The 23,414-nt window shown below is 64.0% G+C and carries 26 protein-coding genes; 18 read left to right on the top strand and 8 right to left on the bottom strand.

Going from position 1 to position 23,414, the window contains the following annotated elements; genetic code table 11:
• Positions 1 to 192 precede the first annotated feature (192 nt).
• Together JQ572_RS06270 and JQ572_RS06275 are read left to right on the top strand one after the other, a co-directional pair.
• Positions 193 to 1,020 carry a sterol desaturase family protein gene (locus JQ572_RS06270; protein ID WP_211382070.1) on the top strand — a complete coding sequence of 276 codons (828 nt, stop codon included), beginning with the start codon at positions 193 to 195 and terminating at the stop codon, positions 1,018 to 1,020.
• Positions 1,021 to 1,174: 154 nt separating this feature from the next.
• Positions 1,175 to 1,666: a pilus assembly protein N-terminal domain-containing protein gene (locus JQ572_RS06275; protein ID WP_211382071.1), complete on the top strand. Its 492-nt coding sequence runs from the start codon at positions 1,175 to 1,177 to the stop codon at positions 1,664 to 1,666.
• A 141-nt stretch (positions 1,667 to 1,807) separates the two neighbouring features.
• Here JQ572_RS06275 and JQ572_RS06280 read toward each other — a convergent pair whose 3' ends face one another.
• The 3 genes from JQ572_RS06280 to JQ572_RS06290 form a co-directional block, all read right to left on the bottom strand.
• Positions 1,808 to 2,020 carry a cold-shock protein gene (locus tag JQ572_RS06280; protein ID WP_007599788.1) on the bottom strand — a complete coding sequence of 71 codons (213 nt, stop codon included), beginning with the start codon at positions 2,018 to 2,020 and terminating at the stop codon, positions 1,808 to 1,810.
• 269 nt (positions 2,021 to 2,289) lie between these two features.
• Positions 2,290 to 2,577 (bottom strand): translation initiation factor IF-1, encoded by a 288-nt coding sequence (gene infA / locus JQ572_RS06285; RefSeq protein WP_008131890.1) that lies wholly within the window; start codon positions 2,575 to 2,577, stop codon positions 2,290 to 2,292.
• 23 nt (positions 2,578 to 2,600) lie between these two features.
• Positions 2,601 to 4,139 (bottom strand): DEAD/DEAH box helicase, encoded by a 1,539-nt coding sequence (locus JQ572_RS06290; RefSeq protein ID WP_211382072.1) that lies wholly within the window; start codon positions 4,137 to 4,139, stop codon positions 2,601 to 2,603.
• Positions 4,140 to 4,660: 521 nt separating this feature from the next.
• Here JQ572_RS06290 and urtA point away from each other — a divergent pair.
• The 16 genes from urtA (at position 4,661) to JQ572_RS06370 (ending at position 19,273) form a co-directional block, all read left to right on the top strand.
• Complete coding sequence (gene urtA, locus JQ572_RS06295; protein ID WP_211382073.1) at positions 4,661 to 5,983, top strand: urea ABC transporter substrate-binding protein; 1,323 nt, start codon at positions 4,661 to 4,663, stop codon at positions 5,981 to 5,983.
• A gap of 84 nt (positions 5,984 to 6,067) precedes the next feature.
• Complete coding sequence (gene urtB, locus JQ572_RS06300; protein ID WP_211382074.1) at positions 6,068 to 7,675, top strand: urea ABC transporter permease subunit UrtB; 1,608 nt, start codon at positions 6,068 to 6,070, stop codon at positions 7,673 to 7,675.
• On the top strand, positions 7,672 to 8,844 hold the full coding sequence (gene urtC, locus JQ572_RS06305; RefSeq protein WP_211382075.1) for an urea ABC transporter permease subunit UrtC: 1,173 nt from the start codon (positions 7,672 to 7,674) through the stop codon (positions 8,842 to 8,844). Before urtB ends, urtC begins: the two co-directional genes overlap by 4 nt.
• Positions 8,845 to 8,850: 6 nt before the next feature.
• Positions 8,851 to 9,612 (top strand): urea ABC transporter ATP-binding protein UrtD, encoded by a 762-nt coding sequence (gene urtD / locus JQ572_RS06310; RefSeq protein ID WP_211382076.1) that lies wholly within the window; start codon positions 8,851 to 8,853, stop codon positions 9,610 to 9,612.
• A gap of 3 nt (positions 9,613 to 9,615) precedes the next feature.
• Positions 9,616 to 10,311: an urea ABC transporter ATP-binding subunit UrtE gene (gene urtE / locus JQ572_RS06315; protein WP_211382077.1), complete on the top strand. Its 696-nt coding sequence runs from the start codon at positions 9,616 to 9,618 to the stop codon at positions 10,309 to 10,311.
• A 32-nt stretch (positions 10,312 to 10,343) separates the two neighbouring features.
• Positions 10,344 to 11,174 carry an urease accessory protein UreD gene (locus JQ572_RS06320; RefSeq protein ID WP_211382078.1) on the top strand — a complete coding sequence of 277 codons (831 nt, stop codon included), beginning with the start codon at positions 10,344 to 10,346 and terminating at the stop codon, positions 11,172 to 11,174.
• Between the two features lie 24 nt (positions 11,175 to 11,198).
• Positions 11,199 to 11,501: an urease subunit gamma gene (locus tag JQ572_RS06325; RefSeq protein WP_007605424.1), complete on the top strand. Its 303-nt coding sequence runs from the start codon at positions 11,199 to 11,201 to the stop codon at positions 11,499 to 11,501.
• A 10-nt stretch (positions 11,502 to 11,511) separates the two neighbouring features.
• On the top strand, positions 11,512 to 11,817 hold the full coding sequence (locus JQ572_RS06330) for an urease subunit beta (protein WP_211382079.1): 306 nt from the start codon (positions 11,512 to 11,514) through the stop codon (positions 11,815 to 11,817).
• Positions 11,818 to 11,909: 92 nt separating this feature from the next.
• Entirely contained in the window at positions 11,910 to 12,386 is a 477-nt protein-coding gene (locus JQ572_RS06335) for an endonuclease domain-containing protein (protein ID WP_249128826.1), read from the top strand.
• A gap of 196 nt (positions 12,387 to 12,582) precedes the next feature.
• On the top strand, positions 12,583 to 13,122 hold the full coding sequence (locus JQ572_RS06340) for an HD domain-containing protein (protein ID WP_211382081.1): 540 nt from the start codon (positions 12,583 to 12,585) through the stop codon (positions 13,120 to 13,122).
• 37 nt (positions 13,123 to 13,159) lie between these two features.
• On the top strand, positions 13,160 to 14,875 hold the full coding sequence (gene ureC / locus JQ572_RS06345; protein WP_211382082.1) for an urease subunit alpha: 1,716 nt from the start codon (positions 13,160 to 13,162) through the stop codon (positions 14,873 to 14,875).
• Between the two features lie 129 nt (positions 14,876 to 15,004).
• Entirely contained in the window at positions 15,005 to 15,304 is a 300-nt protein-coding gene (locus JQ572_RS06350) for a putative quinol monooxygenase (protein ID WP_211382083.1), read from the top strand.
• Between the two features lie 14 nt (positions 15,305 to 15,318).
• The gene (ureE, locus tag JQ572_RS06355; RefSeq protein ID WP_211382084.1) at positions 15,319 to 15,939 is read left to right on the top strand and encodes an urease accessory protein UreE; all 621 of its coding nucleotides are present in this window, start codon (positions 15,319 to 15,321) and stop codon (positions 15,937 to 15,939) included.
• A complete protein-coding gene (locus JQ572_RS06360; protein ID WP_211382429.1) occupies positions 15,920 to 16,648 on the top strand; it encodes an urease accessory protein UreF in 729 nt (242 codons plus the stop codon). Before ureE ends, JQ572_RS06360 begins: the two co-directional genes overlap by 20 nt.
• Positions 16,649 to 16,687: 39 nt before the next feature.
• Positions 16,688 to 17,311 carry an urease accessory protein UreG gene (gene ureG / locus JQ572_RS06365; protein ID WP_211382085.1) on the top strand — a complete coding sequence of 208 codons (624 nt, stop codon included), beginning with the start codon at positions 16,688 to 16,690 and terminating at the stop codon, positions 17,309 to 17,311.
• Between the two features lie 300 nt (positions 17,312 to 17,611).
• On the top strand, positions 17,612 to 19,273 hold the full coding sequence (locus JQ572_RS06370; RefSeq protein ID WP_211382086.1) for a CHASE domain-containing protein: 1,662 nt from the start codon (positions 17,612 to 17,614) through the stop codon (positions 19,271 to 19,273).
• Here the strand turns inward: JQ572_RS06370 and JQ572_RS06375 are convergent.
• The 5 genes from JQ572_RS06375 to JQ572_RS06395 all read right to left on the bottom strand — a co-directional run bounded on the left by JQ572_RS06375 (position 19,270) and on the right by JQ572_RS06395 (position 23,402).
• A complete protein-coding gene (locus JQ572_RS06375) occupies positions 19,270 to 19,878 on the bottom strand; it encodes a TetR/AcrR family transcriptional regulator (RefSeq protein ID WP_211382430.1) in 609 nt (202 codons plus the stop codon). The genes JQ572_RS06370 and JQ572_RS06375 overlap by 4 nt on opposite strands.
• An 85-nt stretch (positions 19,879 to 19,963) precedes the next feature.
• The gene (locus tag JQ572_RS06380) at positions 19,964 to 21,106 is read right to left on the bottom strand and encodes an OpgC domain-containing protein (protein WP_211382087.1); all 1,143 of its coding nucleotides are present in this window, start codon (positions 21,104 to 21,106) and stop codon (positions 19,964 to 19,966) included.
• A gap of 186 nt (positions 21,107 to 21,292) precedes the next feature.
• Positions 21,293 to 21,748, bottom strand: a complete 456-nt coding sequence (locus tag JQ572_RS06385) for a hypothetical protein (RefSeq protein WP_211382088.1) — start codon at positions 21,746 to 21,748, stop codon at positions 21,293 to 21,295.
• A gap of 91 nt (positions 21,749 to 21,839) precedes the next feature.
• Positions 21,840 to 22,211 (bottom strand): ElaB/YgaM/YqjD family protein, encoded by a 372-nt coding sequence (locus JQ572_RS06390; protein WP_211382089.1) that lies wholly within the window; start codon positions 22,209 to 22,211, stop codon positions 21,840 to 21,842.
• A gap of 78 nt (positions 22,212 to 22,289) precedes the next feature.
• Positions 22,290 to 23,402, bottom strand: a complete 1,113-nt coding sequence (locus tag JQ572_RS06395; protein ID WP_211382090.1) for an AI-2E family transporter — start codon at positions 23,400 to 23,402, stop codon at positions 22,290 to 22,292.
• Positions 23,403 to 23,414 lie beyond the last annotated feature (12 nt).

Raw genomic sequence — 23,414 nt, forward strand, 5'->3', positions numbered from 1 at the left:
TCTTTCGGTAGAGTTAATTCGATCGGGCAAACCCCCTTGCTTCGCGGTGCTTTTGGCCAGAGTGAATTTCGCCTTAAGGCGGCGGTTGCAATTCGTTCCGGTTCCCGATGTGCAACAAGCGCGGTGCCGGCTTCACCGGTCCTTAAATTTAGCGGAGTACGCGTAAACCAGCCATTTGGAAGAGAGGCGACGATGTCGAGCCTGCCCATGCAAGTCGCCCTGATGCTCGGAGAGACCATCGCCAAGGTGATCCCCGTCACCTTCGTCCTCGCGATGGTCTTCACCGTGCTCGAGCATTTCTGGGCCTGCAATCCCGGCGCGCCCTGGTGGCGCAAGCGGGAGATCGTCACGGACATCTGCTACTGGTTCTTCGTTCCGGTGTTCGCACGCACCATGCGGATCGGACTTCTGATCGTTGGCGCGAGCCTTGTTTTCAACATCCATGATGCCGACGAGCTCATCGCCTTCTACGACAACGGTCACGGCCCGCTGTCGCTGTTGCCCCTCTGGATTCAGGCCGCGCTGTTCCTGGTCCTGTCCGATTTCATGCTGTACTGGCTGCACCGGCTGTTCCACGGCGGCGGCTTCTGGAAGTACCACGCGATCCATCACTCCTCGGAGGAGATCAGCTGGATTTCGGCCGCCCGCTTCCATCCCGTCAATCTCGTGCTCGGCTCGATCGGGGTCGACGTCGTGCTGCTGATGGCCGGCATTTCCCCGAACGTCATGATCCTGGTTGCCCCGTTCACGACCTTCCATTCGGCCTTCGTGCACGCCAACCTCAACTGGACCTTCGGGCCGTTCAAATATCTGCTGGCGACGCCGGTGTTCCACCGCTGGCACCACACCTCGCTCGAAGAGGGCGGCGACACCAATTTTGCCGGTACCTTCCCGATCTGGGACGTGCTGTTCGGCACTTTCCGCATGCCCGAGGGGCAACTGCCGCAGGATTACGGCAAGGACGAAGCCACCATGCCGAAGGAAATCGCAGGGCAGCTCGCCTATCCGTTCCGCCGCTAGGGCTTTATCGAGAGCCACAAAACGCCGGTCCGTTCAAACAATAGTCCGCGAATTTGCGGAACGTTCACGAATTGAGGGCAGGTTAACCGGGTCGGGCACCGGCTCCGCTGTATCGAATCGTTCTGCCGGTTTGTGACGTCCCGGGAGTAAGAGTATGCGTAAAGAACTGCGCCGTCATGTGCGCGTCTGCCTTCTGGTTGCGACCGCGGTGCTGGCATCGCCGGCTGCCGGCCTTGCCGAATCCACCGCCGATACCATCGCCGTCAGTGTCGACCAGGCCAAGCTGGTGCGGCTGCCCGGGAAGGTGGCGACCATCGTGGTCGGCAATCCGCTGATCGCCGACGTCACGCTCCAGCCCGGCGGCATGATCGTCGTGACCGGGAAAGGCTACGGCGGCACCAATTTCATTGCGCTCGACCGGGGCGGCGAAATCCTGGTCGACCGCCAGATCCAGGTCGAAGGTCCGAGCGACCGGCTCGTCACCGTCTATCGCGGGGTCGAGCGCGAGTCCTATAGCTGTATGCCGACCTGCCAGCGCCGGGTCACGCTCGGTGACAGCGATGCCTACTTCAACAACACGATGAGCCAGGCCGGCACGTTGAGCAACAATGCCAGCGGCGGTGCCGGGGGCGCCAAGACGAACTGACACAAGACGAGCTGACAAGACGAACGAACGGGTCGTGCTGAATTCCGCGGGCAGAAACCGCAATGAAAAAAGGCCGGGCATCGCGCCCGGCCTTTTCTTTTGACTTGTTCGCTCGAGCCGATCGGGGCCGAAAGCGGTAGCTCAGCCGGCCGAGCGGAGGTTGTCCGCTGCCGACTTGCCGGAACGGCGGTCGGCCACGATCTCGTAGGAGATCTTCTGACCTTCGCGCAGCGTGCCGAGGCCCGCACGCTCCACAGCGCTGATGTGGACGAACACGTCCTGGCCGCCGTCGTCGGGCTGGATGAAGCCGAAGCCTTTGGTCGCGTTAAACCACTTCACGGTTCCCATGCTCATGGGGGTAGTCCCTTCTCAGATAACACAATGTCAGAGCCCGCTCGCGCGGACAGGTTAGATCGAATTTTTGGAAGGGTCGTCAGCGTGTCTGAACCGGCTGTACCGGTGGATGCTAATGTCGTCCGGCCGAAAATCGATTAATTCATTTTATTGGAAACAGGCCCTCAAAACAATCCTGACGTGCACGATTTTTTGATCCGCCGTGGAGTCCACGGCGGATCAGCATACAGGTTAGAATTTTAATTCCGCGCTCGCGCGCCAAGGGGCCGTTAACGGCGGCGGAACTGGCCACCGCGCTGTCCGGGACGTGGAGGTCCGCCCACACCGCTCGGACGTTCGTCCTTGTGGCGGAAAATCAGCCGGCCCTTTTCGAGGTCATAGGGCGACATTTCCACCGTCACGCGATCGCCCGCCAGCGTCTTGATGCGGTTCTTCTTCATCTTGCCGGCGGTATAGGCGACGATCTCGTGTCCGGCATCGAGTTGCACGCGGTAGCGGGCATCGGGGAGGATTTCGGTGACCAGTCCTTCGAACTGGATCAGCTCTTCCTTAGCCATGAATTTCTCCAGGTCGTGGACGGCTAGTGCGAATGGGGTTTGCGGTTCGGTTGGCTGTTCGGCCGACTCTCGCGGCGCAAAAAGGCAACGCCTTGTATCCCATCAGGCGCCCCGGCGCTATGCGCGGAACGCTGTTCCGGACGGCCGTTTGGCGAAGAATGCGCCTTGCCGCCGGAGCGGCCGCGACGAGATGCCTTCGAGCCGTTGGGGCCACCGCCGGGGCGGCCGTCAACATGCCTGGCGTCGCCATGCCGTCCTTCGCCGGGCCTTCCGTCGCCCTGCTTGCCGGCACTGTGGTGGCGCCCGTCGGCATGCCTTTCGTCGGCGCGCCGTCCGTCACCGTGCCGAGCGCCTTGCGAACGCTGGCCGGGGCGGCCCGGCCGGCCCTGTCGTTGCTGCGCCGGGGGAGGACCTGCATCGCGGCGGCCGGCGTCGGTGCGATGATCCTCGCGCGACAGCGTCACCTTGATCAGCCGCTCGATGTCGCGGAGATAGCTGAGCTCCTCGCCGCCTGCGACCAGCGAGATGGCGGTGCCTTCGGCGCCGGCACGCGCGGTGCGGCCGATGCGGTGCACGTAGGTCTCGGGCACGTTGGGCAGGTCGAAATTGATGACGTGAGTGATGCCGTCGACATCGATGCCGCGGGCGGCGATATCGGTGGCAACCAGCGTGCGGATGTCGCCGGAGCGGAACTGGGCGAGCGTCCGTTCGCGATGGTTCTGCGACTTGTTGCCGTGGATGGCGCTGGCGGCGATGCCGGCCTTCTCAAGGGTTTTCACCACCTTGTCGGCGCCGTGCTTGGTGCGGGTGAAAACCAGTGCGCGGTTGACCGGCTCCTGTTTCAACAGCTGGGCGAGGAACGCCGGCTTCGCGGAGAAGTCGACCTGGATGATGCGCTGCTGGATGCGCTCCACGGTCGAGGACACCGGAGTCACCGCGACGCGGGCGGGATCACGCAGCATGGCGTCGGCAAGCTCGGCGATGTCCTTCGGCATGGTGGCCGAGAAGAACAGCGTCTGCCGCTTGATCGGCAGCTTGGCGACGATTTTGCGGATGTCGTTGATGAAGCCCATGTCGAGCATGCGGTCGGCCTCGTCGAGCACGAGGAATTCGACGCTTCCAAGCCTCAAGCCGTTGCTCTGCACGAGGTCGAGCAGGCGGCCGGGAGTGGCGACCAGCACCTCGACGCCCTGCATCAGTGAGCGGACCTGACGCCCCATCGGCACGCCGCCGATGGCGAGTGTCGAGGACAGGCGGACGTGGCGGCCATAGGCGTTGAAGCTGTCGAGGATCTGGCCCGACAGTTCGCGCGTGGGCGACAGCACCAGGACGCGGGCCGTCTTCGGCTGCGGCTTGATGCGGTTCTCGAGCAGGCGGTGAAGGATCGGCAGCGCGAAGGCCGCGGTCTTGCCGGTTCCGGTCTGGGCGATGCCGACGACGTCACGGCCGGTCAGCGCGGTCGGAATGGTCTGGGCCTGGATGGGGGTGGGGGTGACGTAGTTCTCGTCGGCGAGAGCACGGGAGATGGGTTCGGCGAGGCCGAAGTCCTGAAACGAAGTCAAAAGGGGGTTCTTTCCATGTCAAAAGCGGGCGCCCGGCGCATTCGGCGCGGCGCGCGCAAAAGGGTGTCGTGAAGACACCTGCGTGTTTGGGGTGTCGGATGGCTTGATGGGATGGGGCAAGCCAGACGCCCGTAAGGGCTTAAGAACACGCGGCTCGCAACGGTCTCTTGATTCGCAAGAGGCCTCGCGCTCCATATGGAACATCGAAGGGGCGCTTTCAAGGCAAGTCTGCCGCAAACCGCGATTGCGGTGCAGAAATAGTTATGCCGGAATTTTAGCCAGAGTCCGCAATTTGCTCATAAAATAATCTGCCTGCCGCTTTCGCATACATTTAAATTGCCCATCGTTTAGGCGAAGCGGTTGCGGCGAAACTTTGTTTTAGATCTATTTTATAAACAAAAACAATGGTTTGAGTGGTGTTTACTCCATGGCATGGTTCTTGCGAATCCGTTAATCGCAGGCGGCCGTGGGGCCGTTTCGCAGCGTCTTTTTCACGTCTGCGTCAGGGAGATGAGATACTCATGCTTAACAAATCCACTCACGATATAGCGGCGTCATTTAGCCGCCGCGGCGTGCTCGCCGCGACCGCCGGACTGATGCTCGGTCTGGCTTCATTGACCGGCGCCAAGGCCGCCGACGACACCATCAAGGTCGGCGTGCTTCACTCCCTCTCCGGCACCATGGCCATCAGCGAAACCACGCTGAAGGACACTATCCTCTTCCTGATCGATGAGCAGAACAAGAAGGGCGGCGTGCTGGGCAAGAAGCTCGAAGCCGTCGTCGTCGATCCCGCCTCGAACTGGCCGCTGTTCGCCGAGAAGGCGCGCGAGCTGATCACCAAGGACAAGGTCGCGGTCGTGTTCGGCTGCTGGACCTCGGTGTCGCGCAAGTCGGTGCTCCCGGTCTTCAAGGAGTTGAACAACATCCTGTTCTACCCCGTGCAGTACGAGGGCGAGGAGAGCGAGCGCAACGTGTTCTACACCGGTGCTGCGCCGAACCAGCAGGCGATCCCCGCCGTCGACTACCTGATGAAGGAAGAGAAGGTGAAGCGCTGGGTGCTCGCGGGCACCGACTACGTCTATCCGCGCACCACCAACAAGATCCTGGAAGCCTATCTGAAGTCCAAGGGTGTCGCCCAGGAAGACATCATGATCAACTACACGCCGTTCGGTCATTCCGACTGGCAGACGATCGTGGCCGACATCAAGAAGTTCGGCTCGGCCGGCAAGAAGACCGCGGTGGTCTCGACCATCAACGGCGACGCCAACGTCCCCTTCTACAAGGAGCTCGGCAACCAGGGCATCAAGGCGAAGGACATCCCGGTGGTCGCGTTCTCGGTGGGTGAGGAAGAACTCGCCGGCATCGACACCAAGCCGCTGCTCGGCCATCTCGCCGCCTGGAACTACTTCGAATCGATCAAGACCCCGGCGAACGAGAAGTTCATCAAGGACTGGCAGGCCTACACCAAGAATCCGAAGCGCGTGACCAACGACCCGATGGAAGCGCACGTGATCGGCTTCAACATGTGGGTGAAGGCCGTCGAGAAGGTGAAGTCGACCGATCCGGACAAGGTGATCGACGCGCTTCCCGGCATCGAAGCGCCGAACCTGACCGGTGGCGTGTCGAAGATGCTGCCGAACCACCACATCACCAAGCCGGTGTTCATCGGCGAGATCAAGGGCAACGGCCAGTTCGACGTGGTCTGGAAGACCCCGGGTCTCGTTGCTGGCGATGCCTGGTCGAAAGAGCTCGACGGCTCCAAGGACCTGATCGGCGACTGGGTCGGCAAGAAGTGCGGCAACTTCAACACCAAGACCAACAAGTGCCTCGGCTCGGGCTCCTGATCCGGACCTGACGCTCCGTTACACGATCGGAGAAGGCGGCGATCCCGCCGCCTTCTCCACTCCTTTCTGCCGGGGTCATTCACAGTGCCAGCCCATTTGTCCGCCCGTCTCTGCACCTTTGTCCTCTCGTTGTTCCTGATCGCGTTCGCACTGCCGGCCTTTGCCGGTCCGTTCGAGGACGCCGTCGCCAAATTCGCCAACGATGATTATTCCGAGACGGAAGAGGCGATCGGCGTGGTCGCGAGCAGCGGCAACAAGCTGGCCTTCCCCATCATCAGCGCGCTCCAGGACGGCCGCCTCATGGCCGATCCTGAAAGCAAGAAGGTTTACGTCACCGGCGCCGACGGCAAGTCGATCGATGCCGCAACCGGCGAGCCGGTCGCCAGCGTTCCCGACAGCGCGAGCGCGGTCCGCCTCAACAACCGCCTGCGCCGCAGCGTCGACGCCGCGGTCGGCAGCCTGACGCTGCAGTCGCCGGATCTCGGAGTGCGCCTCCAGGCCGCGCAATCCGTCTTCAAGTCGCATGAGGAGACGGCGCTCGAAGCCGTCGACGGCGCGCTCGCCAAGGAAACCAACCGATCCGTCAAGGCCGCGCTGGTCGATGCCCGCGCGGCAATCCTGTTGTTCAAGTCCGACGCCACCGAGGTCGAGAAGCTCGAGGCGGTCGCCACCCTCAAGGCGCGTGGCGACCAGGAAGCGCTGGCGCTGCTCACCGGTATGGGCGACCAGCCGGCCTCGGTGACCAAGGCGGCCGCCAGCGCGATCGGCTCGATCCAGAGCTCGCTCGCGGTCTGGTCCATGGTTCAGAATGCCTGGTACGGCCTCTCGCTCGGCTCGGTGTTGCTGCTCGCCGCGATCGGCCTCGCCATCACCTTCGGCGTGATGGGCGTGATCAACATGGCCCATGGCGAGATGGTGATGATCGGCGCCTACACCACTTTCGTGGTGCAGGAGGTGATCCGCACCAGCTATCCCGGCCTGTTCGACTATTCGCTGCTGATCGCGGTGCCGCTCGCCTTCCTCGTCGCCGGCGCGATCGGCGTGCTGATCGAACGCAGCATCATCCGCTTCCTCTATGGGCGTCCGCTGGAGACGCTGCTCGCGACCTGGGGCCTGTCGCTGGTGCTGCAGCAGGCGGTGCGCACCATGTTCGGTCCGACCAACCGCGAGGTCGGCAACCCCTCCTGGATGAGCGGCGCGTTCGAGCTCGGCCAGATCACCATCACCTATAACCGCCTCTGGATCCTGGTCTTCACGCTCGCGGTGTTTGCGATCCTGCTCGCGATGCTGCGCTATACCGCGCTTGGCCTCGAGATGCGCGCGGTGACCCAGAATCGCCGCATGGCGGCCTCGATGGGCATCGCGACCTCGCGCGTCGACGCGCTGACCTTCGGGCTCGGCTCGGGCATTGCCGGCATCGCCGGCGTGGCGCTGTCGCAGATCGACAATGTCAGTCCCAATCTCGGCCAGAGCTACATCATCGACAGCTTCATGGTCGTGGTGTTCGGCGGGGTCGGCAATCTCTGGGGCACGCTGGTCGGCGCCTTCACGCTCGGCATCGCCAACAAGTTCCTGGAGCCGGTCGCCGGTGCCGTGCTCGGCAAGATCGCCATCCTTGTTCTCATCATCCTCTTCATTCAAAAACGCCCGCGCGGCCTGTTCGCGCTCAAGGGCCGTGCGGTGGAAGCATGACCCCTCACATGCTGACGCGATCGCTGGACCGCGGCGCGACCATCTTCCTCGCCATCGTCGTGGCCTGCGGCATCCTGATCCCGCTCTCCAACCTGCTGCTGCCCGCGGGCTCGTTCCTGCAAGTGCCAACCTATCTCGTCGCGCTCTGGGGCAAGTACGTCTGCTACGCGATCCTCGCGCTCTCGATCGATCTGATCTGGGGCTATTGCGGCATCCTCTCGCTCGGTCACGGTGCCTTCTTCGCGCTCGGCGGCTACGCGATGGGCATGTACCTGATGCGGCAGATCGGCACCCGCGGCGTCTACGGCAACCCGATCCTGCCCGATTTCATGGTGTTCCTGAACTATTCGAAGCTGCCCTGGTACTGGTACGGCTTCGACATGTTCTGGTTCGCGGCGCTGATGGTGCTGGTCGTGCCCGGCCTGCTCGCCTTCTGCTTCGGCTGGCTCGCCTTCCGCTCCCGCGTCACCGGCGTGTATCTGTCGATCATCACGCAGGCGATGACCTACGCGCTCCTGCTCGCCTTCTTCCGCAACGATTTCGGCTTCGGCGGCAACAACGGCCTCACCGACTTCAAGGACATCCTGGGCTTCAACGTCCAGGCCGAAGGCACCCGCGCCGCGCTGTTCGCGCTGAGCTGCCTGGCGCTGATCGCAAGCTTCCTGATCTGCCGCTCCGTGGTGTCCTCCAAGCTCGGCAAGGTCCTGATCGCAATCCGCGACGCGGAATCGCGCAGCCGCTTCCTCGGCTACCGCGTCGAATCCTACAAGCTGTTCGTGTTCACGTTGTCGGCCTGCATGGCCGGCGTCGCCGGGGCGCTCTATGTGCCGCAGGTCGGCATCATCAACCCATCCGAATTCGCGCCGGGCAATTCGATCGAAGCGGTGATCTGGGTCGCGGTCGGCGGCCGCGGCACCCTGGTCGGCGCGGCGCTCGGTGCGGTCGTCGTCAACTACGCCAAGACGTTCTTCACCTCGGGCATGCTGGCGCCGTACTGGTTGTTCATGCTGGGCGCGATGTTCATCCTGGTGACGCTGTTGCTGCCCAAGGGCATCGTCGGCACCTTCAACGCCTGGTGGGATCAGTCGAAGGAGAAGCGCGCCGCCGCCGCGACGACCGCGAGCGCAGCGGCGGAAGACGGCATCACCGAACCCAAGATGGCGGAGTAGCCGGTCATGAACGTCATGGACACCCGCGCGACCTCCGCGATGCTCTACCTCGACGGCGTGCACGTCTCGTTCGACGGCTTCCACGCCATCAACAATCTGTCGCTGACGCTCGCGCCCGGCGAGATGCGCGCCATCATCGGCCCCAACGGCGCCGGCAAGACCACGATGATGGATATCATCACCGGCAAGACCAAGCCCGACGAAGGCACGGTGCTGTTCGACGGCGTCACCGACCTGACGCGGCTCGACGAGACCCGTATCGCCGAACTCGGCATCGGTCGCAAATTCCAGAAGCCGACCGTGTTCGAGAGCCAGACCGTGCAGGACAATCTCCTGCTCGCGCTCAATGTCGATCACAGCGTCAAGGGCACGCTGTTCTGGCGCGGCAGCAGGCCGGAGTCCGAGCGCATCGACAAGGTGCTGGAGACGATCCGCCTCACCGAGGCGCGCAACCGCCTCGCCGGCAGCCTCAGCCACGGCCAGAAGCAGTGGCTGGAGATCGGCATGCTGCTCGCGCAGGATCCGAAGCTGCTGCTGGTGGACGAGCCCGTCGCCGGCATGACCGACGTCGAGACTCATCTGACCGCAGAGCTGCTGAAAGAGATCAACAAGACCCACACCGTGATGGTGGTCGAGCACGACATGACGTTCGTGCGCGAGCTCGGCGTCAAGGTCACCTGCCTGCACGAAGGCACGGTGCTCGCGGAGGGAACCATCGACCAGGTTTCGTCCAACGAGCGGGTCATCGAAGTGTATCTGGGGCGCTGAGCAATGCTTGAGGTCAAGGACATCAACCTGTTCTACGGCGCGGCGCAGGCGCTGCGCGGCGTCTCGATCGCCGCAGAGCCCGGCAAGGTCACCTGCGTGCTCGGCCGCAACGGCGTCGGCAAGACCTCGCTCTTGCGCGCCATGGTCGGGCAATATCCGATCTCCTCGGGTGCCATCGTGCTCGACGGCAGCGACATCACGGCCCTGAAGCCCTATGAGCGGGCGCGCAAGGGCATCGGCTTCGTGCCGCAAGGCCGCGAGATCTTTCCTCTTCTGACGGTCGAGGAAAACCTCAAGACCGGCTTCGGTCCGCTCAAGCGTGAGGACAGGCACATTCCGGACGACGTGTTCTCGCTGTTCCCGGTGCTGCAAAGCATGCTCGGCCGGCGCGGCGGCGATCTCTCCGGCGGCCAGCAGCAGCAGCTCGCGATCGGACGTGCGCTGGTGATGCGGCCAAAGCTGCTGCTGCTCGACGAGCCGACCGAGGGCATCCAGCCCTCGATCATCAAGGACATCGGCCGCGCCATCTCTTACCTGCGCAACCTCGGCAACATCGCCATCGTGCTGGTCGAACAATATCTCGACTTTGCCTGCGAACTCGGCGACAGTTTCGCCGTGATGGATCGCGGCGCGGTGAAATTCGCCTGCGATCGCTCCAATCTCGACCCGGCCGAAATCAGCCGCCAGATGGCCCTGTAGGCTATTTCTGCCGCGACCGGCTGGGGAGGCGGATGCGCAGCGACGTTTTAGTCACGTCTGGGGATTTCGAGGCGAACCGTGCCCGCGGCGCGGTGCATTTCGACGTGCATGCGCGCGATGGCGTGACGCGGCGCGGGACCTTGCATGAGTCCGGATCCCTGCGTGTGCGCTTTCCCTCGCCGGAAGGCGAGGGGCTCTCCGGCGTGTTCGTCAACACGGCCGGTGGCGTTGCCGGCGGCGACATTTTCGATGTCGACATCGTGGCGGGCGAGGGCTCGCGCCTGACATTGACTACGGCGGCGGCCGAGAAGGTCTATCGTGCGCCCGGGAATGCGGCGCAGCTCAGTATCGCCCTGAAGGTCGCTGCCGGCGCGCATCTCGGCTGGCTGCCTCAGGAGACGATCCTGTTCGATCGCGCCCGGGTTCACCGCAGCTTCGACATCGAGCTCGATGATTCCGCCTCGCTCGTGCTTTGTGAAATCGTCGTATTCGGCCGCACCGCCATGGGTGAGCGGATGGAGCAGGGCGAGTTCGTCGACCGCTGGCGGCTGCGTCGTGGTGGCAGACTGGTGTTCGCAGAGACCGTCAGGCTCGACGGCCATGTCGGCGCAAAACTCGGGCGGTCCGCCGTTGCCAGGGGTGGTGCTGCGATCGGAACGGCGCTGATCGCGCCCGGTGACGAGGCCCTGGTCGAGCGCATCCGCGAGGCGTCGGATTCCTTTTCCGGCGAGGTCGGAATCTCGGCCTGGAATGGATTTGCAATGGCGCGGTTCTGTGCCCAAGATGCGGCGCGCCTGCGGGCCGACATGATGGCCGTGCTGGCGCGCACCAGTGCGGCGCTGCCCCGGCTCTGGTTGAATTGAAGTGTTGAACGGAAGAGATTTCGCATGAACCTGTCTCCCCGCGAAAAGGACAAGCTCCTGATCTCGATGGCGGCCATCGTGGCCCGCCGCCGGCTGGATCGCGGCGTCAAGCTCAACCATCCCGAGGCGATCGCGATCATCTCCGATTTCATCCTCGAAGGCGCGCGCGACGGCCGCACCGTTGCCGAACTGATGCAGTCCGGCGCCCAGGTCCTCACGCGTGATCAGGTGATGCCGGGCATCCCTGAGATGATCCACGACATCCAGGTCGAGGCGACGTTTCCGGACGGCACCAAGCTCGTCACCGTGCACGAGCCGATCAGGTAGGAGCGAGAACATGATCCCCGGCGAACTCTTCATCCAGGACGGCGAGATCGAGCTCAACGCCGGCCGCAAGACCGTGACCTTGACGGTCGCCAACACCGGCGACCGCCCGATCCAGGTCGGCTCGCACTACCATTTCTTCGAGACCAACCCGGCGCTGAAGTTCGACCGCAGGAAAGCCCGCGGCATGCGCCTCGACATCGCCGCCGGCACCGCCGTTCGCTTCGAGCCGGGCCAGACCCGCGACGTCCAGCTGGTGGCTGTGGCCGGCAAGAAGACGATCTACGGTTTTCGTGGCGACGTCATGGGGAAGCTGTAGGGCAGGTTAAGGCGAGCACAGTGATCTACAGTGAGGTGAGCACGGCTGTCTCGCTCCCTCCCCCCTTGCGGGGGAGGGTTGGGGAGAGGGGTATGCCACACGACGAGGTCTCTCCACTGCAAAGAACCCGCGCCAAACGATTGAGGCGCGAGATGACTCGCGCTGAGACGTTGCTGTGGCGTCACCTGAAGGCCGATCGTCTTGCGGGCCTGGCCTTTCGCCGTCAGACCCCCATGGGCAATTACATCGCCGATTTCGTCGCCCATTCATGCAAGCTTATCGTTGAGCTCGATGGTGAGAGCCATGTGTTCGAAGAACGTATCCGGCACGATGAGTGGCGCGACCAATGGTTCGCGTCGCGTGGCTATCGTGTGCTGCGTTTCACCAATGACGACGTGATGAAAAATCTTGAGGGCGTCGTTCTCTCCATTCTCGAGGCAGCGGAGCCCGTGGCACCCCTCTCCCTAACCCTCCCCCGCAAGGGGGGAGGGAACCCTTCCACGGATGCGTCCCTAACTAGCGACGATATTTATCCTTCTGCTTCTCCACAGACTGAGGAGAAGCCATGACTCAACGTTGTGCGGCGTGTGCATTCGGTTGTCAGGCTTTCATTCGTGGTGAGGTGAGCACGCTATCCAGGCTCCCTCCCCCCTTGCGGGGGAGGGTTGGGGAGAGGGGTCTGCCCCGGGCGCTGACGGAAGCGACGGGGCAATTTCGTGCAGCGCGCATTTGCAGCGCGCGCGGACATGGAGTCCTGTGACCGCCATGCTGTCGCCAATCCGCCTCATCTCCGAAGCCGCCGAACTTGCCGCGCGCCGTCACAACGGAATGGCGCGCAAGGGGCGCGGCAACGAGCCCTACATCAACCATCTCGCGGAGGTCGCGAACCTGCTCGCGACCGCGACAGATGGTGCGGATGCCGAACTGGTCGCGGCCGGCTGGCTGCATGATTCGATCGAGGACACCGAAACCACGCGCGAGGAGCTCGCGCAGACATTCTCCGAACGTGTCGCCTCCCTTGTCGTTGAATGCACCGACGATATGAACCTGCCAAAGCCGGAGCGGCGGCGGCATCAGGTGCTCGATGCGCCTAAGAAATCGCCCAACGCCAAGCTGATCAAGATCGCCGACAAGATCAGCAATATCGGCGCGCGCGTCCATTCCGATCCGACGGCCGAGGAGCGTGACGACCTCGTCGACTACACTGACTGGGCCGAGCAGGTTGTCGCCGGTTGCCGCGGCGGAAACTCCAGGCTCGATACGACATTCGACGATATTGTGCTCACAGCGAGGGCTTCACTGTGAGCGCCGAACGACAATTCAAACGCAAACGGGGCTTGTGATGTCCGTCAAGATCAAACGTTCCGTGTATGCCGACATGTTCGGCCCAACCACCGGCGACAAGGTCAGGCTCGCCGACACCGATCTCATCATCGAGGTCGAGAAGGATTTCACCACTTACGGCGAGGAGGTGAAGTTCGGTGGCGGCAAGGTGATCCGCGACGGCATGGGCCAGTCGCAGGTGACGAACAAGCAGGGAGCGGCGGACACCGTCATCACCAATGCCTTGATCGTCGATCACTGGGGCATCGTGAAGGCCGACGTCGCGATCAAGGACGGCATGATCGCCGGCATCGGCAAGGCCGGCAATCCCGATATCCAGCCGGGCGTCACCATCGTCATCGGCCCCGGCACCGACGTGATTGCTGGCGAAGGCAAGATCCTCACTGCTGGCGGCTTCGACAGCCACATCCATTTCATCTGCCCGCAGCAGATCGAGCACGCGCTGATGTCCGGCGTCACCTCGATGCTCGGCGGCGGCACGGGGCCGTCACACGGCACCTTCGCCACCACCTGCACCCCGGGCCCGTGGCACATGGGCCGGATGATCCAGTCGTTCGATGCGTTTCCGGTCAATCTCGGCATTTCGGGCAAGGGCAACGCCTCGCGCCCCGCGGCGCTGGTCGAGATGATCAAGGGCGGCGCCTGCGCGCTGAAGCTGCACGAGGACTGGGGCACGACGCCGGCCGCGATCGACAACTGCCTGTCGGTCGCCGATGATTACGACATCCAGGTGATGATCCACACCGACACGCTGAACGAATCCGGCTTCGTCGAGGACACCATCAAGGCGTTCAAGGGCCGCACCATCCACGCCTTCCACACCGAAGGCGCCGGCGGCGGTCACGCACCTGACATCATCAAGGTCGCCGGGCTCAAGAATGTGCTGCCGTCCTCGACCAACCCGACGCGCCCCTTCACCCGCAACACCATCGACGAGCATCTCGACATGCTGATGGTGTGCCATCACCTCGATCCCTCGATCGCGGAAGATCTGGCGTTTGCCGAGAGCCGGATCCGCAAGGAAACCATCGCCGCCGAAGACATTTTGCACGATCTCGGCGCGCTCTCGATGATGTCGTCGGACTCCCAGGCCATGGGCCGCCTCGGCGAGGTGATCATCCGCACCTGGCAGACCGCGGACAAGATGAAGAAGCAGCGCGGGTCGTTGCCGCAGGACAAGGGCAAGGACAACGACAATTTTCGCGTCAAGCGCTACATCGCCAAATACACGATCAACCCCGCGATCGCGCACGGCGTCTCGAAGCTGATCGGCTCGGTGGAGAAGGGCAAGCTCGCCGATCTCGTGCTGTGGTCGCCGGCCTTCTTCGGCGTCAAGCCCGACTGCATCGTCAAGGGCGGCATGATCGTCGCGGCCCCGATGGGCGATCCGAATGCCTCGATCCCGACGCCGCAGCCGGTGCACTACCAGCCGATGTTCGGCGCCTTCGGCAAGGCGCGTACGGCCTCCTCCGTCGTCTTCACCTCGAAGGCGGCGATCACGGGAGGACTCGCGCGCAAGCTCGGTATCGACAAGAAGCTCTATGCGGTCCAGAACACCCGCGGCAGGATCTCGAAGAAGAGCATGATCCACAACGACGCCACGCCCAAGATCGAGGTCGATCCGGAGACCTACGAGGTCCGCGCCGACGGCGAACTGCTCACCTGTGCCCCCGCCGAGGTGCTGCCGATGGCTCAGCGATATTTCATGTACTGAAATAGCGTCTCAACGCATGCCTCCGGAGGATGTCCCGGGGGCCGGCTTTTCCGGTTTTGCGTTCGATCCCGCATGGTCTAAGGTCCCGCCCGGTATCTTAATCCAGAAGAAAAGCCGGGAGGATTTCTCGTGATCTACGTCGTTGCCACCTTGACCATCAAGCCCGAAACGCGCGCCGAATTCATCGCAGCCGCCACCGCCTGCATCAAGGAGACGCGGAAAGAGCCCGGCAATATCGCCTATGATCTGCACGAGAGCGTCACCGATCCCGCCAGGATGGTGTTCGTCGAGCAGTGGGAAAACGCCGAGGCGCTGGTGCCCCATCGTGCCATGGAGCACATGAAGACGTTCGGCCGCGTCGCGGTGAAGTGTTTTACGGCGCCGCCGAAGATCGAAGTGATCACGCCCGAGAAGGTCGAGACACGGTAACGGGGTAAAAGCGCATGATCCGGGCAACGCAGGTCAGGGGACAGTACCGCTTCACGGAGGCGCCGGCTGATACGGTAGTGCTCGATTTCGACGATCGGCACCGCCGCCGCATGGCGATGACGGGAACGCGGGGGCTCGAATTCCTGCTCGACCTGGAGAACGCCGTCGCCTTGCGCGGCGGCGATGCGCTGGTGCTGGAGGACGGCCGGCTGGTCGAAGTGGTCGCCGCGCCCGAGCCGCTGCTCGAAATTCGTGGCCACGATCCGCACCACCTCATCCGCGTCGGCTGGCATCTCGGCAACCGCCATCTGCCGACGCAGATCATGGCCAAGGGCCTGCGCATCCGCCGCGACCACGTCATCGAGGCCATGGTGAAAGGCCTCGGTGCGCGTGTGATCGAGATCGATGCGCCGTTCGATCCCGAAGGCGGCGCCTATGCCGATGCCGGCCACGCGCATGGGCACGACGACCATGCCCATCACGACCACGATCACCACGATCACGGGCACGATCATCACCATCATGATCATGCCGCGCATGACCATGGCCACGATCATCATGCTCATGACCACGACGAGCATTGCGACCACGGCGACCATCACCACGGCCACAAGCATGCTCATGACCACAAATGAGCCGGCCGGCGCCGGTGATCTCGCAGAGCGCGAGGCGGCGGCGCTGTACCGGCTGATGACCTGGCTGTCGCCGGCGTTCCCCGTCGGCGGTTTCTCCTATTCCAGCGGCATCGAATGGGCGGTCGAGGCAGGCGACATCACCGACACCGCCACGCTGGCGGACTGGCTCGATGCGATGCTCGGCGATGGCTCGGGCTTCTGCGATGCGACGTTTCTGGTCCATGCCTATCGCGCCACTGAACTGGGCGAGGACGCCACCTTGAGCGATGTCGCCGAGCTCGCCGCCGCCTTCGTGCCGTCGCGCGAGCGGCAGCTGGAGACGACCTCGCAGGGACGCGCCTTCATCGACATCGCCCGCGCCGCGTGGGATGCGGAAGGGCTGGATGCAATGGTTGCGGCATGCCGCACGCCACTGGTCTACCCGGTGGCGGTCGGCGTCGTTGCCGCGATGCACGGCGTGCCGCTGGCGCCGACGCTGCACGCCTTCCTGCATGCGCTGGTCTCGAACTGGATTTCCGCGGCCAGCCGGCTCATTCCGCTCGGCCAGACCGACAGCCAGCGCGTGCTGGTGAGGCTGGAAGCGGCCGTCGCCGCGACCGCCAATCGGGCGCTGAATGCGGCGTTGGACGACCTCGGCAGCGCGACGTTTCGCGCCGATCTCGCCAGCCTGCGGCACGAAACGCAATATACGCGGCTGTTTCGATCATGAGCGGCATGGCCTAAAATCAATCAGGAGAGAGCGAGTTACATGTCTACTTCTCACGGCCCCTTGCGTGTCGGCGTCGGAGGCCCGGTCGGATCGGGCAAGACCGCGCTGATGGACCTGCTCTGCAAGACCATGCGCGAGCGCTACGACATCGCGGCGATCACCAACGACATCTACACCAAATGGGATGCGGAATTCCTCGTGCGCTCGGGCTCGCTGACGCCGGACCGCATTGCCGGGGTCGAGACCGGCGGCTGCCCGCACACCGCGATCCGCGAAGACGCTTCGATGAATTTGGCCGCGGTGGCGGACATGCGCGCGAAATTCCCCGGACTCGATCTCGTCCTGATCGAATCCGGCGGAGATAATCTCGCTGCCACTTTTTCCCCGGAGCTCGCCGACCTCACCATCTACGTCATCGACGTCGCGGCCGGCGACAAGATCCCGTCCAAGGGCGGCCCCGGCATCACAAGGTCGGACCTCCTTGTGATCAACAAGATCGACCTGGCGCCCCATGTCGGCGCTTCCCTGGAAAAGATGGAGACGGACGCCAGGCGCATGCGCGGCGAGCGTCCGTTCGTCATGACCAACCTGAAGAAGAGCCAGGGCCTCGACCGCATCATCGGCTTCATCGAGGCCAAAGGCGGCCTGAAAAGGGGCAGCTGACGGACGCGACGACTTAACGCAGGCGTTTCGCTTCGTTAACGCCCTGGCGGCAGTGCCGTCCACGGAACAAATTTTCGACACGGCGATTAACTACCTCCGGTGCCCGGGGAGCCAATCCGTCCCGGCCGGACCATCGGCCGGACGGATTAAGCTTCTCAGGCGACCCAAGTTGCGTACTGATGCCTCCTCCTTCATTATCTCCGCCACCGGGGGTCACCCTGTTTCGGCACCTGGCCGTTCGAACGGCGTTCATATGCTCCGTGCTTATTGCCGACCTCCTGCGTTCGCCTGAGTAGTCGCGTGGTCCGGCTGGGATTCATCATCGGCTTCATCGCTCTGCTCGGGGTCTTGCTCTCCGGGCTTGCGGCCTATCGCGTCCACGACCAGGAGCTGGCGCTGGACCGGATCGCGCTGGCGCGTGCGATCGACGTCCATGCGAGCCTGGTCCAGGACCGGCTGACCGAGCGCGAGCTGCTCGCACGGGTTGCCTCAGGCCTGTTCCGGGCGCCCTCGGTGCTCAAGCCGAACATGCTCGAGCCGCTGCGCTCGGCCATCTACGCCTTCAAGACCGATTTCGTGGTGGCCGGCTGGGTCGCTCGCCTGAAGCCGAACGAGCTTGCCGCGGCGCAGGCCGCCATCGCCAGCGCCGGTTTTCCCAATCCGCAGATCCGCAGCTATGACGACAAGCCGATCGACCCGGCGAGCGTCACCCAGCCGATTGACGTGCTGTTGGACCTCGAACCGCGCAGCAACGAGACCAAGGCGCTGCCTGGCCGCAGCTACGACCAGGATCAGGTGCGCAGCGCCATGCTGACGCGCGCCAGGGTCGAGAAGAGGTCGGTCGCCTCGGACCCGATTCCGCTGCTGCGCAGCGGCGGGCCGATCGGCGTCATCGTGGCCGCTCCCGTCATCCCCGAGGGTGCGACTGAGCCGGCAGGCTTCATCACCTTTTCCTACGAGCTCGCCTCCCTGATGCTGACCAACGACGACATGTCGCTGTTCTCGGTCGCGCTGAAGGATCCGCGCAGGGACGGCGGCGAGCTCGTCGCCAATGATCAAGGCGTTGTCTCGGACCGCATGACGGCGGCGGACGGACCGGCGCCGTCGGCGACGCGCACGGTGAGCTTCGGCGCTCGCGACTGGCAACTCGGCTATTACGCCAAGACCAACTCGGCGCGTCGCGCCGAGCAGACCGCGATCATCGTGGCGGCGATCGGCTTTGCGATCACCGCGATGGTGTGCGGCCTGTTCGGCTATGTCGCCTACAACAATCTGCGGCTCAGCCGGGAAATCCAGGTGCGGATCGGCTTCGAGCGCCGGTTGACGGCTGTGATCGACGAGCTCAACCACCGGGTCAAGAACATCCTGGCGGTGATCCAGTCGATCGTGACGCGCACGCTGCGCCACGGCTCGGACATCGACGTCGCGCGCGAGCTGCTGATCGGCCGCATCCACGCCATGTCCAACGTGGTCTCGCTGCTCAGCGAGAGCCAGTGGCAGGGCGTCAAGCTGAAGGGCCTGTTCGAGGCGCGCGCCATCCCGCATGCCGACCGCATCGCGGTCACAGGTCCCGACATCGCGGTCAGCGCGCGGGCGGCGCAGAGCCTGTCGCTGCTGTTCTTCGAGCTCGCCTCGCACTCCGATGAGGGCCTGTCGCTGGTCGGCAAGCACCCGCACATCACCGCGAACTGGACGGTGACGGGCGAGGGGACCGACGAGGTCTTCCATTTCCGATGGGAGGAGTTCAACACCAGCGAGGCGACGCGCCGCCCCGATTCCGATTTCGGCCTGATCCTGCTCGACCGCGTCGCCCCCGAGGCGCTCGGCGGCACCGCCAAGCGCTATTTCACCGACGTCTCCTACGTCTACGAGCTGACCGCGCCGATGGAGACGGTGGTCGACATGTCCGAACGCGACCGCACCGACAAGATCTCTGCACCGGTCCGGCCGGTGCGGAGCTAGCTCTTCGGCCGCAACACGAGGTCAACCAGAGCCCGCGCGTAGGCCGGCGTGATCGGCGCGATGCCGAAGACGTAGCGGTAGAACAGGCCGCCATAGATCGCGTCGTAGAGATCCTGGGGCGGTCCTTCCGCGCTGATGCTGCCGTCGCTCTGGCCCGCGGCGATCATCTCGATCAGCGCGTCGCGGCGGAATTGCAGATAGCGGGCGTAGAACAGCTCCGCCGAGCCGGTCTTGGAGATGCATTCGGAGATGACGGCGAGCTGGACCTTGCCGAACTCGCCCTGCAGTGCTTCGGCGTAGGCCGCGGCATGGCGGCGTGCCCGCGCGGCGGGGCTGCCGGAGCTCGCTGGCGGCAGCGGCAGCATCTGCGCGGCATGATGGAGGAAGGCGTCGATCAGCAGCGCCTCGCGGGACGGCCACCATTTGTAGATCGTCATCTTGGAGACGCTGGAGTGCCGCGCGACCGCGTCGATGGTGGTGGCGGCAAGGCCGGTGGCGGCCATCAGCGCATAGGCGCTTTCGAGAATGGCGTTGGTGGTCTCGATCGATCGCGGCCTCCCGCGCCGGGGCGCGCTGTCAGCCTCGTCACCCCCGCTTTTCGCCATCGCCACGTCCGGTCTCCTCACGCAGAGTCACTCGGAATAGCGCAGCCACAGCCTTCGGCCTAGCAGAATCGCACGATTATGTGAGCTATGCCTGCTGCCGCAGCGCCGCAGGCAGGTCCTGCCGTCTGGACCAGGCGATGTAATAGGCGACCGCAGTCATCGCGGCGAAGCCAGCGATGCTCACCGCGATCTGCATCACCACCAGGTTCGGGCCTGTGATCAGGATGAGATGCCCGGCGAAGGACAGGAAAACGGCGGCGCAAAAGACGGCGAGCCATTCTTCGCCGCAAGTGATCACCGCCTGAAGCGGCTTCAATTGCAGGCCGGGATGATCGGCCGGAATGAGATGGGTCGCAAGGAAGGCGAGCGCGAGGAAGTGGACGATGCGGTAGGGCGCGAGGTTTTCCTTGTCGGTCGGCGCGATGCTGTCGAGGACGACGTCCGGCAGATAAACCGACAACGTCGGCGAATGCCGCATCAAGGTGAACGCCATCGCGAATACGAGATAGCTCCCAGCGAGGATCCGCAGCCAGGACATGCCGCGCAGCGCCCGCCCGGGCGCGCCCGTCACGGCGAACCAGCCGCCCAGCACCATCAGCATCTGCCAGCACAGCGGATTGAAGGTCCATTCCTGGTCCGGATAGACCCGGAAATTCCAGTCGAACCAGCGCGCGGCAAGATACAGCGCGACCGATGCGCCGAGCGTCAGGTTCGGCCACCGCAACAGCCCCCACAGCGCAAACGGAAAGAAAGCCATCAGCGGGATCATCAGCTGCAGCAGGTCGAGGTTCAGCGGTTCTTCCTGCAACACGAGGCCGCGGACCAGGGTGCGCAGCGGGTGGTCGAGAATGCCGGAGATGTTGTATTCGTGGATGATCTCGGGCGCCATCGATTGCGAGGCGACATAGGCGATGGTGTCGATATAGATCACGAACAGCACGACATAGGCGGCGTAGAGCCGCCAGACGCGGCGGAAGATTCGCGTTGCCGCGACGACATAGCCGCGCTCCAGCGCCATCCTGCCGTGGATGATCGCGACGCCATAGCCCACCACGAACACGAACAGATCGGCTGCCCCGCTGAAGCCGAAATTGCGCAGCGTCAGCAGGTTGACGACGTTGTTCGGGATGTGATCGACGAACACCGACCAGTTGGCGATGCCGAGCGTCAAATACAGCCTGGCGTCGTGATGGAATGCGGCGAGGTTCGCCTTGACGGACGGTTTCATTGAGTAAAATAGCTTTGGGAATCAGGGTGATGCTTTTACCGGCAACCACCTGCCTATCCGAGTAGCGTTTGCGTGAGCAGGGCCGGATTTGTCCCCGGTGGCGAAAAATTGCGCAGGCCCACCCCCAAACTTGCGCGAACCCGCTTATTCGACGCTGCGGCGCAATTTTCAAACGCGCTCTGACCGCTACTCGGCGGGTTCAGCCGACGTCTCGTCGGGTACGCCGGCGCGGCTGGCCATGATTCCCAGGGCGACGCCGCCGATCGCCAGGATCGGCAGCAGCCGCTTGACCCCGATGGCGCGAGCGATCTGGAGTCCCGTTGCGAGCAGCATCGGGTCCGCGAGCATGCTCTGTGCCGCCGACTTCGCGGCGCGCTCGGCCGCGATGTGAGCTTGCTTGCGCAACTGACGCTTGTAAGCCCAATAACTCAGCGCCGCGGTCAGGGTCAGGAGAAAGAAGACGCCGGCACCGGCGAGGCAGGCCTGCACCGGACCATATTTTTCCAGCACCGAGATGAAGGCCGCTGCGCATAGAAAGCATGTGGTGATGAAGAGAGCGAACGCCGCGCCCGCAGCGAGCGAGGTCAGCCGCACGGTTGTGCCGGTGGATGCGCTGATCCCGTCGATGATGCGCTGAAACATGGCCTTGCTCCTCAAATCCCCACAAGCCTGGTCGTCGCAACCGAGCCCCGGCGGCGCCGCAGCGCCGCCGTCTCGAAATCGATTTGCGACCTCAGCGGCGCCAGACCGCGCCGATCAGGAATCCAATTCCGAGCGCAAGCCCGACGGTCGCGAGCGGCCGCTGCGTGATCGCGTCCTCCAGCGTCTCCTCGATCGAGCCGTAGGCCTCCTGTGCCGCGTCCATCATCGCGCTGCCGCGCTCCGACACGTCGTCGATCGCGGAATCCACGTTCTCGCGCGCCTGGCGGTAGCCGCGGCGGGCCTGCTTGCTGGAGGAGTTGGCAAAAGTATTGAGCGCGTCGGTGATCTGATCGGTGAGGGCGGCGATATCGCTTTTCACGGCTGCTACATCCTTCTCGAGGCGTTCTCTGGTGGCTTTGTCGGTCCAGTCTCTCATCCCGGCTTCGGCATTGGTCGTGGACATCAGGAGCTCCGAGCTGTTGACGGCTGAGATAGCCGGAAAACGTTTCGTCGTCGGGTAAGTTCCGTTCGCGGAAACCAGTCAGTCCTGCGGAAGCTGCGGCGAATCCTGCGGCAGCAGATGCTCCTTCAGGATCAGGGCGACGATCAGCAGCGGCGACGATAGAAACGCGCCCATCGGGCCCCACAGCCAGGTCCAGAACGCCAGCGCGAGCAGCACGGCGAGCGCGTTGAGCTCCAGCCGCCGGCCGATGATGGTCGGCGTGAGGAAATGTCCCTCCAGGAAGGTAAGGCCGCCGAAGGCGAGCGCCGCCATCAGGCCGCCGCTGACGGTCGGGAAGGTGACAAGTCCCACCACGACCAGAATGACGAACATTGCGACCGGTCCGATGATCGGAATGAAATTGAGGGTGGCCGCGAGGGCGCCGAGGCCGGCCGGATTGGGCATGCCGGTGAGTGCGCAGACAATGCCGGCGGCGACGCCGACGCCGACATTGATGAGGGTCACGGTCAGGAGGTAGTTGCCGAGATGGACTTCGATCTCGTTGAGGATGCGCAGGGTGCGCAGCCGTGCGTCATGATCGCCGAAGGTCATGATCATCGCCCGCCGCAGATCGCGCCAGCTGGCGATGAACAGGATCAGGGTAACGAAAAACAGCAGGAATTCGGTAAAGGTCGGTGACAGGAATTCGATCGTCGGCTGCACCCACTCGAATTTCGGCATTTGAAGGCTGGGCAAACCCTCCGAGCCGCCGAGCATCGCCTGCAGCTCCCGCCACAGCGCCAGCGGCCGGTCGAACACGTGCAGCTTGTCCTTCAACTTCGCGCCGAGTTCGGGCAGGCGCGAGCTCCATTCCATCGCAGGCGAGGCGATCAGCGCGACGACGAAGCCGACCAGGGTGGTCACCGCGATCACGATCAGCGCGGCGGCGAGCCCTCGCGGCACTTTCCGCTTCTCCAGGAAGGTCGCCGCCGGCGAGAGCATCGTGCCGGTAACGAAGGCCATCACCACCGGCAGAAAGAACGCCCTTCCGAGATAGAGCACCGTGACGATTGCGATGAGGAGCAGCCCGGCCAGCGCGAATGCGACGAATTCGGTGCGGCGTATCACCGGCGGAAGTTCGCCCGGTCTCTCGGGAAGCGGAGTGCCCTCGCCATTGCCGGGAATGGGACGTTCACTGGGGAGGACGCGCACAATACTTCTCCG

The organism is Bradyrhizobium sp. SZCCT0153, from assembly GCF_018129995.1.
Classification (GTDB): domain Bacteria; phylum Pseudomonadota; class Alphaproteobacteria; order Rhizobiales; family Xanthobacteraceae; genus Bradyrhizobium; species Bradyrhizobium japonicum_G.